This is a genomic window from Bacteroides xylanisolvens XB1A (genome assembly GCF_000210075.1).
GTDB lineage: Bacteria > Bacteroidota > Bacteroidia > Bacteroidales > Bacteroidaceae > Bacteroides > Bacteroides xylanisolvens.
Genome location: NC_021017.1, coordinates 943,886 through 959,590 on the forward strand (window position 1 = coordinate 943,886; position 15,705 = coordinate 959,590).

Sequence of the window (15,705 nt, forward strand, 5' to 3'; positions counted from 1 at the left end):
GTTGTAATTAACATCCCTCCCTTCGGGGAGGGACAAACATTAAAAGCTATGATAGATTGGAATGATTGCCTGCCAACAAAAGAAATGCAGGCTGACTTTGAAAGATTCAAAGAACTAAAAACCACAGAAGAAAAAGAAGCTTTCAAAAAGGAAATGCAGGATAAATATAATAAACTACCGGAAGCCCAAAAGGAAGCCTACAAAAAAGCATCTGAAGCTGGGCTAAAAGCAACGGTAAATGCCTGCAATGATTATATAGAAAGAGCGGAAGAAGCCATATTACGTGATAAACTTGGAGAATTGCCCGAAGCAATCTCATTCAGTTATATTGCAAAGAAATATTTTGGTAAAAGTAGAAACTGGCTATATCAGCGTATTAACGGAAATATAGTCAACGGGAAAAAGGCTCGCTTTACTGACAATGAACTCAAAACGTTCCTGAACGCTTTGAACGATGTTAGCGAAATGATTCATCAGACATCNTTAAAAATCAGTTAAGCTCTTATTTGACACCATCCCTGCATTGAGCCGATGCAGGGATTTTTATTGTCTAATCGAAAAATAATTGTATCTTTGCAACATCAAGATAATACGGACATAATTCGGATTATTTTGGTTTGACTTTGGTGAGGGGGTGGTTCCCCTCACTTTTTTTATATCCACGATCGAACTTTTCATTTATATATTAGTACTATCTTATGTAACCCTTCTTGAGAGTTTGTTGATTCGTGTGTTGTTGATAGGAAGGATTACCAAAAAGGCAGCCTAATAAGCTGCCTTTCATTTACCTTCAATCCAATTATTTACTTACATCCCAATCAAAAGAATAAACATAACCACTGATAGGTATATTTATAGTTAGAATCTTTCCCTTTTTTCTTTTAATGTTCATATATCCTATTATACCCTCATTGGGATGTACTGTTGTCTTCTTTAGATATCCTTGCCTTTTTATTTCCCTATCATTATCCATCATTTTACCCAATGTTTGTAGTTGATAAGATGATGCCATATTAGCTTGAAAAGCCGCATTTGCATCATAATGGTTGGTCACTGTTGTATAAGCGGTACCATTTGACGAATACGATGTGGAATAAGATGTAGAATATCCGGCACTTCCTGCACTAAGCCCAGAAGAAAAGCCATATAAGGCCATAGCCCAGTTTTGAGACTTTCTTATCTTTTTCTGAAAAGCTTCATTTGTGTATACCATTAATTGATAATTATCTCCTCTATTAGTCAGCAAATGAGAAGTAACATCGTCCGGCGTAAATATGACCGACGAATCACACTGATTCTTGATGAAAACATCAATCCGATAATATTTTCCATAATCATCCTTCGTTTCATAAGTCGTAAGGCCAACGATAAAACCATTCGCATTTCTATATGCCCAAAGATTCCCATCATTATATTCTGTCATAACCGTAGAATCATTTTCTGATAGAATTAAAGTTTGTGCTTTGGATATTATTGAAATACACGCAAAAAGAAATAAACATATATATTTCATACCTTCAATATAATTTATATAAGTTACATCATAAGATTAGATTAAAATGTAAATACGAAATTATAAATAATATGTGAAATATCCAAAAAGAATTTAGCAGTATAAAAAATAATGGAGAAGTAATCTACGAATACTAGTATATTGTATTTCTTTTTTCATTACCACATAATCAAATTACAGCTTATTCCCACCCCAACATACCAACCGCCCGGATAACTATATCCTGTCTGTAAGCCTAATCCCCAACGTTTTTTCTTCTGTAAAGGTGAAAGAGTAATAATTTCCTTGTCTCTGTACACCTCCATGAAATCAAGACTAGGCTTATATCCACTAACTATGGCCCGGTAATTATCAGTTTTATATTCCTTGCTTACAATAGGTACAAGTACCGGAATTGAGTCACCTTCTACGGTTCTGTCAGTCGTAGCATCTATCAAGATAGGTAAATATACCGTATCGATACGCTTTGGAGTTCTCTTTGCCGGTTTGGGTATTGTGTCTCTTATTGTGTCCCGAATACGTACAGTATCTCCTTTAATGTAGACCGTTGACGGATCGTGCGGATTACACTGCATCCACACGATCACGCCAAGCAACAGGCAGACTAGTATCCACGGAAGAAACTTCATATGCCTAGATATTTACAAATGCCTTTCACATGAAGAGAAACAATAGTCCGTTTCCCCTCCTCTGACAGCAAGAAATCCACATCTTCTTTGTTATCCTGAAACAGATTCTCCGTCAGAACAGCCGGACACTTCGTATGTTTCAAGATATAAAAACTACTCTCCTTATCTGGATCACCGTCTGCCATATCCTTCCGTATTTTCATTCCAAACAAACATTCTTCAGCAGTAGCATACAGACAGTCAGCCAGCTTATCGGCTTTTGTCTGTCCCACACTGGTCCATGCTTCCCAACCACGTGCTTGCATCCAATTTGAACCATTACTGGCTGCATTGCAATGGATAGAAATAAGAATTGCTTCAGAAGTCTTATATTCATTCACTCGCCTACAACGTTCTGACAAAGGAACATCTATTTCCTCTTTCACGACCAGTTCCGCATCAATACCTAATTTACGCAATTCAAATACTACACGCCCAGCAATTTCACGAGTATAAGAGTATTCCCTTAACCTACCATCCGGAGAACACTTACCCGGAGTATTGCTACCGTGACCGTTATCAATCAATATTTTCATATCTTTCCTCTTTATCTAGTTCGTTTTCGATTCTATCAATAATTCCTTGTACGTGCGTAGGCGTAGCCCGCTTAAATTCAAAACGTATTACATGATAAATTATACGAAACCCTTTGTTTCTAGGATAAGCAATAATCAGATTCTTAAATGCGTTCTGAAGATATACATAAGAAAATACATACGTAATAGTCTTAATAACTAACAATGAGTTCTCACCGTCTCCTATCAAGCTCATAAAGGAGAAGACTACTTCAATGATTATAAGATAGAGAAGAAGTTCAACCAAGGCATTTTTAAACTTATCCCACTTAAAGTTTTTACAACGTATAATTGAAACACCATCAGCCCTCATTCCGCACCAAATATTAAATCCAAACATTATAACTAATGCTATAAGAAAACCTTTAGTCGGCGTTAAATAAGCAAGAAGAGAACTGAACATCGAAACGAAAATAATTCGTATCTGGTCTACATTAAATAGCTCATATAACCATCTCATAATATTAATCATAAAGTTACTACCAATATTGAAAACACAGTAATCAGCCCAGGAAGCAAAACAGTAGCTAATGCGTCAAGCCAATCAAAGATGAACCCGCACTTTTTCTGAATGTACTCAACCACTATTGCAGCAATGGCGGTTGTCGTTAAAGAAACAATAGCAGATTTACAGAAATCAATGCCTAATAGAAGGAAACAGAAAACAAGCATTACAACAAAGACGAACATCCCGGCTTTGACGTGTGCCGGTCGGTTAGATTGCAAAATCCAATCATACAATACTTTTATACCCATACTCATAACGTTTAATTATTAATAAAATATTCTGTATGGAACAAATGTATTGAGTATAATAACGAGTTTTACAAAAATGAAAAATCTTGGAAATCAATTCTATGATAAATATCTATAAAACAAGACATTATAATTTTCACTTTTTCCATAAATAAAAAAGGGATGCTTGAAAAGCACCCCTAAAACAACCAACAGATTGAACTATTAATCCGTAAACATATACACGGAAAGATCAACCTTTTCTATTTCGTCTGAAATTGTATCTCCATACATTGTTAGACACACCCGATAACGGTCAATACTTCTTTGAATCTGTTGCAAGGTAGGTTTCTCGGGATATTCCGAACTGGCAAAAGTTACAAGTTCTTCACCATTCTCATTGGTACCAACCACCCGGAAGTGATGACGTACAACCCAGGTTCCGTCCGGCTGTTGCTCGATAGGCTTAGCAATCCCACGCGGTAAGATATTTTTTTGATCCATGTTTTTTGATATGTTTAATTAGTTGTTTTCTATGGTTATATTTATTCTTCAATACAAACTTTTCAAAATGTCCTTCGATATAAACATATTCCCACCATTCAGGAAGCAACATCGCTGCAATTTTACGGCGGATATTGTACGTTGCAAAGTGTTTCATCAGGCCATAATAAGAGTTCATCGTACTCACAAACTTCTCAACATACGCTTCTGCAAATCCATTTTCAGCTATTCTATTAAATTTCCTGACAGCGTTATATGTGTTACCAACCACCCTGTTAGATACATAAATTCTACCCGGCAAAATGAACGCCCCAACAAACAAGACTCCTTTTTTATAGTGCTGAAGATACAGTTTGCGTGGATGCAACCGTAAAAGGAGTTGTTCCTTCAGGAAACCATCAAGAAGATGGACTTTAGACAATATTTCTTCCGGTGATTTCACTACGATACAAAAGTCATCAACAAAGCGTACATAATACATGAATCCCAATATTTCCATCACGAAATAATCATATACAGACGCCAGAAAGTTGGCTATGAGTTGTGACGGCAGGTTCCCGATAGCCACTCCCCTGTCAGGATCATTATGAAACAGACTCTTATTACTGGGAAGTCTGTCCCACATGGAGACGGGAGAGCGTCTGATACACTTATTTTGTGGACAATGAAAGATAGTAACGGCTAGAAGGTAAAGCAAACATTCAATATCATCACCTTTATAATTGTCCCTTACGAATATGTTCAGCATTTCCCATACCAACGATTTCGAGATAGACATGAAGAAACTGAACAGGTCATCTTTGAAAATGTACGCATCGGCAGTATAATTCTCACTGACCTCGACTATCATGTTATTCAGATAGTGCACGGCAGACAAGCATCCCTCACCCTTCCGGCAGTTCTTGGAGACGTTTCCTTGTTCCCGGAAGCGTTCCTCTAAGATCGGCTCGATACGAAGAGCGATCCAGTGATGGACAACGCGATCAATAAAAGCGGCGGCAAAGACTTCCCGATATACAGGGTAAGTCCGTATGAATACTTTTGAAAAGTCCGGTACATATTCACCGTAAATAATAGAATACCATAGCCGCACCAATGCAGACTGATAATCATTATAAAACTCAACACAATCCGTACTCGTTCTTTTCTGCCTGGCACAATCTTCGGATGCTTCGAAAATACTGCTAAGAAGTATGTCATAGATTATATTACCTGTTGCGGCGAGGGGACGAACCCGGTTCGCGTTCTGGCGGTTGTTCGTGTTGACGTTGCCGTTGTTGAAGTTCACGTTCCAACTGCTGGAAGCCGTTGCATCCGCTATCTTAGTCTTTCCCGGCTCATCACCGGGGGGATGCCCAATAAATAATTCTAATTGCTCACTCATAATCCCCTTGGCGATTATGACTCCGGCTTTGCGACTTGTTGCGATCCGTTAGCGTTTTGCCGTTGGAGATCTGCAACCGTTTTTTTGTACCAACCGGTACTTTGCTTACCGATGCTCTCTGCAAGCAGACAGATTTCGGCAGTTTGAGTCAGGCTGGTCAAATGTCGTTCTTCACACACTCTTAGCAGTAATTTCAATGCATCAAACTCACACAAAAACTTCATCAGATAATCTGCACGGTGCTCAAGGTTCATATCTGTATTTGCATAACGGATATATTCGCAACAATGGACGGCAAGCATCATCAACTCCGTACCAAATTCATACCGGAACGCCTTGGGGAATTGTTGCCGGGCATCAATGATAAGGTTCAGAAGCTTATACATCGAATTTGATATAGGAAGGTCTTGTGTAAGTGCCATGTTAATTTTTTAATATTTTAATGTATGTATTAGAGGGCGCAAAGTTAATAACTGTAAAGCAATTAACACAATTTTAGCTCAAAAAAGTGAAACTAAAAAGCCCCTGCCGGGGCTTTTATTTAGCTAACTCTCTAAGGGATAAAGAATTAAAGGGATAAAGTGTTTATTGCGGCGAGGGGACGAACCCGGCCCGCGACCTGGCGGTGGTTCGTGCTGACGCTGCCGTTGTTGAAGATCACGCCCCAACTGCTGGAAGCGTCATATTCGGTACTAGACCAATACCAATCGTTTGTAAATATATTTTGATTACCAAACATAGAAGTTATGAGCTCATTGATTTCGGTTTTATACTTGGCCATAAGCATAAGTTCACCCAATGCGGGCAGGTTCCACACGGTTGTATCTTCAATTCCGTCAGATTCAAGCGTACAGGCTTTATAGGCTCTGGCAACTTCGGCGGCAGGGGCGCCGACAGTTCCCTGGGTGTCCTTGACGCCTGCAAGGGTTTCTATTATAACATCGGTATTTTCCTTGCCGTCGAAGGTATCATAGAGTCCTTGGTTACCACTGCCGTAGTTTTTCAGGCCGCGTAGGTCAGTTCCGTAGCCACCCCATTTGAACGTTTTATTGCCGCCTGCGTCAACGCAGTCACTTTTGGCGATAATGAACTGGTGGCATTCGGCGCGAAGTCGGATGCCGATACGGATATACTTGGAGCGATTATTCGCGCTCATGGAGTTCCATTCGGAAGCCGTGAAAAAGACTTGTTCACCGTCTTCAATCCGGAGCGTAGCCAAAGAAAGGTCAAGAAGCGTACCTGACCATTGCATATATTTGGCGATGTCGCTTGCGGGGGTGTTTTCATTCACGGTTGTAAAACCTATTGATTTTAAGGCTTCTATCTGGTCTTGTTTATTCAAGCGCAGAAGCATGGCGCTGGCGATATTTTTATCCATTTTATTGTATAATATTAAGTTAATACTATTCGGAAGCAACAGCTCTCACATGAAGAAGGGCTGAATTTTTGTTTTGATTCGTAATACGCCCGGTATTCAGTTCGAACGCCCAGGCGGAGTTAGTATCCCAAATTGTTGATGACCAGTAGTATTTATCAGTCATCAGCATACTGTCACTACTCCAAAAGGTACGCATCATCTCATTGATTTTATCACGGTAACGATACATCAGAAGCATTTGACCGGATGACGGAAGGAACCAGTTGGATTCATCCTCGATACCGTCACTTTCCAAAGTGTAGGCACGGTAGGCGCGGGCGGCTTCGGCAGCTGGCGCACCGATCACACCACTATTATTTTGGTCTTTCAGAGTTGCGATAATGAGGTCAGTATCTTCCTCACCCGTGAAGCAGTCATACATGGCGCCCAGTCCTTTTTGATTCAGGCCGTCTATGGCTTTGCCCTGACCGCCCCAGTAGAAGGTGGTAGTCATGTCGGCATTATAGCACTCCTGGGCGGAAATTACGAAGGAGTGTCCATGCGCACGGATACGAAGACCGCGTTTGATAAACAACTGTTTGTTGGTAACCGTGAAGGAATCCCATTCCTCACGGGTGAAATACCATTTGGAGTTATCCGAGATGCGGTTACAGGCAAGATTCAAATCAAGCAGGCCGGCAGCCCACTTGATACGTTGTCCAAATTCAGAGGCGCGGGAGTTCTCGGTGATATCCGAGAATCCAACGGCGTTCAGTGCGACCACCTGCGCCTGTTTGTTCAAGCGAAGCAGCGTTGCGCTTTGTTCATTCGTCATAGTTACTTGTTAATTAAATCATTAATATCCATATTGTCTTCAGCGAAGCGTTCGAGATATTCTTCGTAAGTTTCGCCGTTATAATATTCAAGGACTTCATTGATGTTGTCCAGCGTTACATTATCGTAGTACGGTTCCCCGCCATAAGACTCATTATTGAACCAGTTGATAAGGTCGATGTAGGCATCGATGACGGTAAGGATGACAAGGCCGTCGATGCCGGATTCAAGGGATTCGATTTCATCCGTTTCACGGATAACCGTCAACTCGTACGTGCCGTTGACCACCGGTTTATCCTGTCTGTTACCGTCCTCATCCATACCAGCAACTCCATATTCGAGAATGGCAAGAAGCTCGGAGCCGTCAGCCTTCAGTGTCATGTTCGAGATACGGAGCATGGAAAGTTTACGGGATTCCGTCTGTGAAGCGAGGACGTCACGGAGCATCTGGATGGCGTCAAGTTTAGGCGACGTTTCAAGACGCAGACGTTGAACGTTCGGCATAGATTCTATTTGCAGGCCGGACGGGGCGGAAAGACCGGTATAGGTCAGTTCAGGAAGACCGACAAAACGGAGGCTTGTCATTGTTGGTGGAAGAGAGATGTCATTAATCGGAGAAGTCTCTGCAAGAGTCAGGTTTTCCAATACACTGCCCTCGGTGTGGATATGCTCAATACGGGGACACTTGGAAGCATCAAGGCTCTTTGCTCCGGTATTCCTGATATCAAGTGTGGTTAGGAACGGCAAGTCTCCGAGCATATATGCCGCCAGTTTATTGTAACCCATACTACGTTCGACATGGTTTTCTCCACCTGTGACAAGGGTTTCCACAAGACTCATGACCGAGAAATCGAAGTTGTCACTAAGCGTCAATGCGGAGAGATCTATACTACTCATCCGGTCGGCTTGGTAGATGTACAGCAATGCACCCTCATCTTTGGCAAAGTTGGTGAATGTGTAGCTTTGTCCGGCTTCGAGGTAACAACTCTCCGAGAGGTTGCCCGATGCGTCATTGCCAACACCGAAGTAACCGGTTGCCGCTGCCATGATAGTTATTGTCGCATCTGCACCACAAGCGATACGCCCGGACAGAACACCGCTGAAGAAGTCTCCGGTCTGGTAATAACCGTCGCGGATGCGCCAACGAGTACGGATAAATGCCGGAAGCGATGTCAATCCAAGCCCTTGCAGAGCGTAGAAGTAGATAGCATCCGAGGTGGCGGTGTACTGGATATACTTCCGGTAGCCATCGTAAGAGCTGACCACTTTCGGCCATACCAACTGCCGTTTGGTACAATAAAAATAGATAGCACCATCCGGTGAGAAAGGTTTCATCATTTGACCGTCCACTTCTATTTGGCAGGAGCGCATAGCCGCGATGACCGTGCGCAGGTCTATGGTGTTTCCGTCGACAAGCAACACCTCCTGCTGTTCCCTACAACACACCCAAAGGATACTGTTCCACCCTGCAAACGGGTTGGTATACGTATCTGTCGAGGGTTTGCCGGGGTCTACTTCGGGGTCGGTATCGCAACCGCCGTCATTGTCCTTGTCGTTCACACCGTCAGCATCATATATCTTGTTAAGATACATGATAAGCGCGTTCGGTGAATAGACGCCCTTGGTAACGCTCGCCCCGCTTTCCAAGAACCACATGGGCTGCATATTCTTTGCTTGCTGGTCTTTGCCGCAGGCGTAATCGGTAAAGCCGTAGTAGCTCATCACTGATTTGGGGTTGGCGTGCAGACGCAGATTATTGCGCCAGTTCTCCTGCCACTGGGCATCGTTGTCCTTGTTACAAGTATCACAGAAGCGCAGCATATTATAGAGCTGGTAAGGCACTTTCTTCCCGAGCGCATAGTCGATGGCGAGCTGGTCATTGTCAACCATACACTCGAAATAGTATGTCCATGCCGGGAATGTGTCGCCGGATATTTCACCTTTGTCGATGAGTTTCTGAACCCAACTTGACTTCATTGAGCTGGGTTTCATCATATCCTCAACGGAAGAAACACCGCGCCACCAACACATCCCTTGGTACACGAGTAGTTCAAAACCTTCAACGGGGTTCAGTACATCACCCTCAATGAGCCATTTGCCATCTTCCTGATACATTGAACCGGTTGTATCCTTCCATGCGCCGTCAACGTAACGCATGAAGCGGTAGTCACGCCCGCAATACAAAGACAGCAGGTAGAGCATACCCGTATCAAGTCCGTCTGTAGCCTTGAAGCGTTCCTCTATCTGGTCAAGCGTTTCCTCTGCGCGGCCGAAGAACTCGACAAACGATGCGTCCTGATAGTTCAGACAGCCGAGGTTGTAACCGGGAGTGTTCATGAACCCAAGGGCGGTCTGTTCGCCTTTGTCCTCTTTCCAGTTACCACGCGCCTCGAAGTAGACATTCTGCAACGTGTCCGATGTGGAACGGAACACGCACACCGGGTGGTTGGCGGTCGAGTGATTCATCTCCAAGCCTTCGATGTGTATGTCACCCAAGTCATATGTGCCGTCAAAGAAGCGCTGGGCAGGGGTCAGGTAGTCGCCACCGAGAGAGCGGTAGGTGTAGTTCATCATGTCGCAAGTGCCGCAATCGTTCACACCGCTGGAATCAGAGAAGTCTATCTTGACGGTGATGATATCCACCGGGATGGTATTCTCGCCCACACGCACTTTTTTCTGCTTGAAAAGAGCGTAGGTTAACAGTGCATCAGCATTGGTATAGTCCGGGAACAACGGTACAATCTCCTTCGCCTTGCCGAGATAATAACGGGGATTTTTCTTGCAACGTTTGGCTGATGTGGTTCCCTGCCTGCGTTTGCGTACGCCGCGTGCCACAAATGAACGCCACGGATGAACGGGGTCGTAGTAATAAAGGTCGACGGTGAAGTTGTCGCTTGTCGAAACACCGTTGTCAAACTCATTGAAGCTTTCATCCGATGCTACTTCCACAATATAGGGAATACCGCGCGCATAAAGTTCTGCGGCACTAGGACGTAACATCGTCGTGCCTTCAGCGGTCTGTGAGACAAGCACATTCTCAAACTCATATTCCTTGACCATTATTTCCGTGTCAGTAAGCCGGACAAGGTAGTTCTTATGTGCTTGCGCCCACTCAAAGTAGGTGTTCCACGCACAGAGGTTATAGAGGTAAAGGTCGCCTCTCTCTCCATTGAATTTGATATTGCGATCCTGGAAAAGATTGCCGGTGCCACCCACATAGCCGAGGGCCGCGACACGTTCGCCATCAAGGTAGAGACATATCATTGAATACTTGATGCCGCCACGTTCAATGTATATGCTTGTAGGCTCTACGACAATAGCGGCGGTTATCTCCTTGCCCTGCTCGTAGGAGCGTTCCTCACGCGACCTTATGCCGTTCTTGCAGTAGATGCCCACCTTTGAGCCGGTCACATAGAAGCCGGCGCCGGAACTCTCGTCGTAACACTCCATCAGTTTTGCGTTCTTGTCCTTCACGTTCTTGGTCGCAAAGGTGAACTGTATCGCCCCGCCCGTAGCCTCCAACATCGAAGAGCCGAACATATAATGGTTGAGCTGTCCGGTTACATTTTCCGCGATGCGCAGGCAATTCTTGCCGAGGAAGGTACCGAATCCGTTGCTGGTAAAGTTTGCACCGGCCAGTTTCAACTCATAACCGTTCGACGTGATGCTATGGTCTGCTTCATCGTTGGAGCGTCCCGAAAAATCAAAGTCGTAGATAGTACCGGAAGTCAGTTCGGCGTCGATGGCCGATCCGTCAACAGTAACAATGATATTGTCACTCGATACAGCACTGACAATAGCATTATAGGTTACCGCTGTGCCGTCAGCATACCCTTTTATCTGCTGTGAAACAGAATAACTACGAGTATTAAGGGCGAGAAGCTGCGTGAATTGTATACCATTAGCAAATATGGCGACATGGGACTGCGACTTGCCGGGGACGTAAACCGCGACATCGAGTTTCAATGTGTCGTACAGGCGCACTGTACCGCCGGTCGTATCATCGTACCGTAACGACACTATCGGAGTTTCATTCCCCTCTTCCACCACCATTACAGCCGTGTAGATGGTATTGCCTTTTGCACCGCTGGCTATATCAGTTCCCTGTATGCGGAGCGGGTAGCTGCCATGTGACAAGCCCAGTTCTGACGGATGCAGGGTAATGGAATGGGTAAAACTGTCATTGACGGCGGTTGTAGCAAGAAGATGCCATTCTCCATTAATCTTGATGTCCACCCGGACGGAAATGCCTTTATCCGACTGGTTGTTGGCGAACTTGTACAGGGGGATGGTAACGCTTCCTGTTGTCGGAGTTACGGGCGTGTCCGGGCTGTATTGCAACACTTGCACGCAGGTACAGGTTATATCAACGGCAGTAACCGAAATGTTCTTGCTTCCGGTATTCCCGGAATCATCGGTAGCCACAAGCTTGAACTTGCGGGAACCCGCAGCTGTGAAGAACGAAGTGAAGTCAAGCTCGAACGTGTAATCGGTCAAATCACCGGAACTCGGTCTGTTGACACGTTCCGCCCACACGGTCAGACCGCTGTCACGGTCAACTATCTCAAGCGTTTCAATGGAATTCTCTGTTTCAATGCCACCGCCGCTAGTCACGGAACGGACAGCCGCACGTCCCTTGATAGGTGAACCGTATGCCCCGTAAACGGGAGAGGATTCAAAAGCAATGGCCACAATAGTACCACCACCTCCTCCACCACCGCCGGTACCGACAAGAAACTGTTTCTCTTCGCCGACACCTTCGCCTTTGGCGTTGACCATTTGAATTTTGACAACGCCTTCAGTCTCGGTGTCAAGAGAAAAGTCCACAGGGATGCAATCATACGCACCACCGGTTGAGAGGGCTTTATCGCCCCCCTCTTCGGGAGCATCACCAAGTTCCACTTTCGAACCTTCACCGCCAAAGTTCTTCCAAAGTGCCACCTCATTAAAATCAGACACCGCACCTTGAAACTGCCGGGTTTCCATTTCGTATTCACCCGTTTTATAGGTAATGATAAGTCCTGTCCTCTCATAGTTGATGCCTGTTTCCTGCTGGCTAGATACAACGGCGGCAATAGCGGTTTCAAGGGTATAGTAGCCGTCTTTCAATGGGCGGATCTCATCAACAATGACGATGGGGTGTGTTACATCGTCAGCGGGCGTGCCGCTCTTCATATCCTCAAGGGCTTGCTTATCCTCGGCGGACAAAAGGCCGGCTTGTTCAAGGGTAGCAGAAGGCAGACGGAAGCTGTCATCCGTTTCTTTACCGGTTGTTTTGGACACTTTCTTAAAATACACATTGAGATAGGAAGCGTCAGACAGGACGGAGAAAGAACCCGGTTTGATTATATCGGAAGGGATATTTTTCATTGTATCTTCCAAAGACTTTCCACGGTTGCCGGGGAAAGCTTCTTCTTCACCTTCCCCAAGAGACAACGGTTCAGGCAGACATTCAGAAGGAACTTTACTTTCTTCGTTCAAAGGAGCGATACCGTTCGCTTTTCCTATCCTTTCCTCAAAGTCATTTATTACAGAGGTCCATTTGCCCCATGTAACACTCTCATTGGAAACAATACCTATTCGTGAGTTTGTACAAACTGTACCTAAATATACACCTTCGGCATTGTCTGACATGGTAGCCAGTTGTATACACGAAGTGAATGATTGACAAACCTTATTAAGCTCCAACCGTTCAATTTGTATATTTACAGGAATCTTAGACGAATCAACAGACAAAATACACCGATAATTCCCAATAGAAGAATCCCCGGAATACATTGTTTTTAATTTATCTTTAAAGCTACCAATAGTAGTAAAAGAGCCAATACTTTTAAATGGGTCAGTCAAAGGATTGGATTTATCAGACACTCCTGTTATACGTTTCAATAACTCGGCGTCTCCATCCGATAAATCTTTTGCAATCTTATTGACATTCTCCACTAATGCATCAAAATCACCATTCACCATTTTAGCAATGGTACTTGAAAGCAAATCAATAGATATTTTCCGACCGCCACTAACTTCAACGTACATATCTTTGGATAGCTCTGTTGTATCAGTCAGTTGCTCTATTGTAAGACTGTTTGTCTTCAACGCTTGTAACACAAGGCTAATAATCTGTTGTTTTTCTGTTTCTGTCATAATTCTCTTTTTTAATCATTTTCATATACCCATACAAGCTCAATGGTCATACCAAGATTATCTATGTCGCAATCATAGACATTATCAAGATAAAGTTGGAACTCCTTCAGAGCACCAATATCTCCACCGTTAATACCTTTCAAGACACATACACCATCCCTACTGATTACATTCCCTTCAATGAGGTTAGTATACGAATCTCCTTTATATAGTACAGCACGCAAATTTATCGAACCGTTGTCCAAATCGTTCTTTAGTCTATCCAGTCCATTAACTGTAAGTTTACCGTAACCTCTTCTACCAATATACTTGTTATCTATGTCAGTCGTCTTGATTGCAATCAAATCCCAATATGAATTTTCATCAACACCTGGGTGATGAATACTGTTGACAGTAACCATAGTATCACTATTAATAGAAACTCCAGTATTAGGAATAGCCTTAGTCATATTGATATATGCTCCGACCTCTGCAACCTCACTTTCTGAACCATACTTGATACTACGCATTCCTTCATCATCTGCTATCCTATAAGCACCGCTTTGTACACACCTCATAGCAAGCTGGTTATTCCATTCCAAAACTGGATTCATCGTTCTTACCTTCTGTAACATTTGATTGAACACAAAACTCTTCAATCCCTCTATTTGCTGGTTAAGTTCCGGAACATTACTTTCCTTTCTGGTATATCGAACACCATCAAAGTAGACGTAATTACAGCATAAGACACGATTCAATAATTCAGCAAACCACACAGGGCATCCCATCCCATTTCCAAGCGTGAATAATACTGTTGTATATTCGTGGCTGAATAGCTCAACAATATCCTCATCAGAGGTCACGAACTGCTCATTATCCACACCGAACGTCCATCCGTTATCTTTGAAACCACCAGGAACGCGAAAATCAAAAAAGTATTGCATCCCATCTATCCACCAGACAGCATCAAGACGCTGCTTATTATCTTTCATTGAATACTGAATAAGGCTGGTTTCTGATAACTCACATTCATCGTCCGTAACTTTAAAAATCTCACTCGTATTCCCATTAACTGTTACAGTATAGTATCCACATGGAAGCAATGAAATGTTATAGAAATAAAGAATCTTATCATCATTCATCTTCCATGAGCTTAATGATACAGGTGTAGATATATTACTTAAAAGATTATTAATGTAAACTATAGGCTCCTGCTCTTTGGCTGTCAAAATCAATTCAACAAAAATCCTGTCTGTACGTGCGAATAATTGCACATATTTACTCTTCGCTCCAAATTTATCGGTAGACGGAGAAAAAAACAGTGGGGTAAACGGGCTTATAATCATATTTCTAGGCTTTTGTTATTGAACGGACAAATAAATCATACTTCACTCCCTCGTTTCTCTCAACTGTACTACTCACCTCTTTGATGTAGCCCTCGTAAACTAGATCATCTTTTAAGATTTTAATCGTTTCATCATCTGTTGGTGGAATATCTTCATTATAAGTTGTGAATGAAACATCTCCACAAGTTATAATACCACTTTCAACGTTAAAATCATCTTTCATTCCTATACCATTGACAACAACATCACTATTACCGTCAGAAGAAGAATAAGATAGTTTTTTAGTGAACATACCAATATAGCCGGCATTTGCTTGCAATATGCCTCCTTGCCAATACATGGTATTAAACATCGTTTCAGGATCAAGTACACCACTTATTTCCCAACCGCTCCTTATAAGCCTATACTCTTTATATGTTTGTACTCCGCCATTATCATGTAATGTAGTACTGGCACAAACAAAAAACACATCATTGTCACTTTCACTATCCGTTGTATCTTGGCCTCTCTTTTGCGATAAGAATTCAATTCCATAAACATCAGCACGGTAAGGGCTAATCAACTCTAATACATTATCAGTTATATCAATGCCAGTAGTATATTCAGTAGTAAATCGGAATTCGTCACGACCATTCATACTTTCATAGTCCTGTTTATCATATCCTACCC

General features: G+C 43.1%; 13 protein-coding genes and 1 pseudogene. 1 reads left to right on the forward strand and 13 read right to left on the reverse strand.

The features are described 5' to 3' along the window. Positions 1–48 precede the first annotated feature (48 nt). Positions 49–482 (forward strand): DUF5053 domain-containing protein (locus tag BXY_RS03850; RefSeq protein ID WP_243442472.1); only part of this gene is annotated, 434 nt, incomplete at its 3' end. A 317-nt stretch (positions 483–799) separates the two neighbouring features. Here the strand turns inward: BXY_RS03850 and BXY_RS03855 are convergent. The 13 genes and pseudogenes from BXY_RS03855 to BXY_RS03915 all read right to left on the reverse strand — a co-directional run. After that, a complete protein-coding gene (locus tag BXY_RS03855) occupies positions 800–1,513 on the reverse strand; it encodes a hypothetical protein (protein ID WP_008765927.1) in 714 nt (237 codons plus the stop codon). A 158-nt stretch (positions 1,514–1,671) separates the two neighbouring features. Beyond that, on the reverse strand, positions 1,672–2,142 hold the full coding sequence (locus BXY_RS03860) for a DUF6808 domain-containing protein (protein ID WP_008765928.1): 471 nt from the start codon (positions 2,140–2,142) through the stop codon (positions 1,672–1,674). Continuing rightward, the gene (locus BXY_RS03865; RefSeq protein WP_008765929.1) at positions 2,139–2,717 is read right to left on the reverse strand and encodes an N-acetylmuramoyl-L-alanine amidase; all 579 of its coding nucleotides are present in this window, start codon (positions 2,715–2,717) and stop codon (positions 2,139–2,141) included. The genes BXY_RS03860 and BXY_RS03865 overlap by 4 nt, the downstream gene beginning before the upstream one ends. Beyond that, positions 2,701–3,228: a hypothetical protein gene (locus BXY_RS03870; RefSeq protein WP_008765930.1), complete on the reverse strand. Its 528-nt coding sequence runs from the start codon at positions 3,226–3,228 to the stop codon at positions 2,701–2,703. Before BXY_RS03870 ends, BXY_RS03865 begins: the two co-directional genes overlap by 17 nt. Next, positions 3,225–3,512, reverse strand: a complete 288-nt coding sequence (locus BXY_RS03875; RefSeq protein ID WP_008765931.1) for a hypothetical protein — start codon at positions 3,510–3,512, stop codon at positions 3,225–3,227. The genes BXY_RS03870 and BXY_RS03875 overlap by 4 nt, the downstream gene beginning before the upstream one ends. A 204-nt stretch (positions 3,513–3,716) precedes the next feature. Beyond that, entirely contained in the window at positions 3,717–3,995 is a 279-nt protein-coding gene (locus BXY_RS03880; RefSeq protein ID WP_008765932.1) for a hypothetical protein, read from the reverse strand. Beyond that, positions 3,958–5,379 (reverse strand): RNA-directed DNA polymerase, encoded by a 1,422-nt coding sequence (locus BXY_RS03885; protein ID WP_008765933.1) that lies wholly within the window; start codon positions 5,377–5,379, stop codon positions 3,958–3,960. The genes BXY_RS03880 and BXY_RS03885 overlap by 38 nt, the downstream gene beginning before the upstream one ends. A gap of 14 nt (positions 5,380–5,393) precedes the next feature. After that, the gene (locus BXY_RS03890; RefSeq protein WP_008765934.1) at positions 5,394–5,801 is read right to left on the reverse strand and encodes a four helix bundle protein; all 408 of its coding nucleotides are present in this window, start codon (positions 5,799–5,801) and stop codon (positions 5,394–5,396) included. 146 nt (positions 5,802–5,947) lie between these two features. Further along, the gene (locus BXY_RS03895) at positions 5,948–6,757 is read right to left on the reverse strand and encodes an Lcl domain-containing protein (RefSeq protein WP_015531255.1); all 810 of its coding nucleotides are present in this window, start codon (positions 6,755–6,757) and stop codon (positions 5,948–5,950) included. 25 nt (positions 6,758–6,782) lie between these two features. Continuing rightward, a complete protein-coding gene (locus tag BXY_RS03900; protein ID WP_008765936.1) occupies positions 6,783–7,571 on the reverse strand; it encodes an Lcl C-terminal domain-containing protein in 789 nt (262 codons plus the stop codon). Positions 7,572–7,573: 2 nt separating this feature from the next. Further along, a complete protein-coding gene (locus tag BXY_RS03905) occupies positions 7,574–13,711 on the reverse strand; it encodes a hypothetical protein (RefSeq protein ID WP_008765937.1) in 6,138 nt (2,045 codons plus the stop codon). An 11-nt stretch (positions 13,712–13,722) separates the two neighbouring features. Beyond that, positions 13,723–15,036 (reverse strand): hypothetical protein, encoded by a 1,314-nt coding sequence (locus BXY_RS03910; RefSeq protein ID WP_008765938.1) that lies wholly within the window; start codon positions 15,034–15,036, stop codon positions 13,723–13,725. Positions 15,037–15,040: 4 nt separating this feature from the next. Then, positions 15,041–15,705 (reverse strand): annotated as a pseudogene (locus tag BXY_RS03915) (hypothetical protein); the annotation flags it as partial.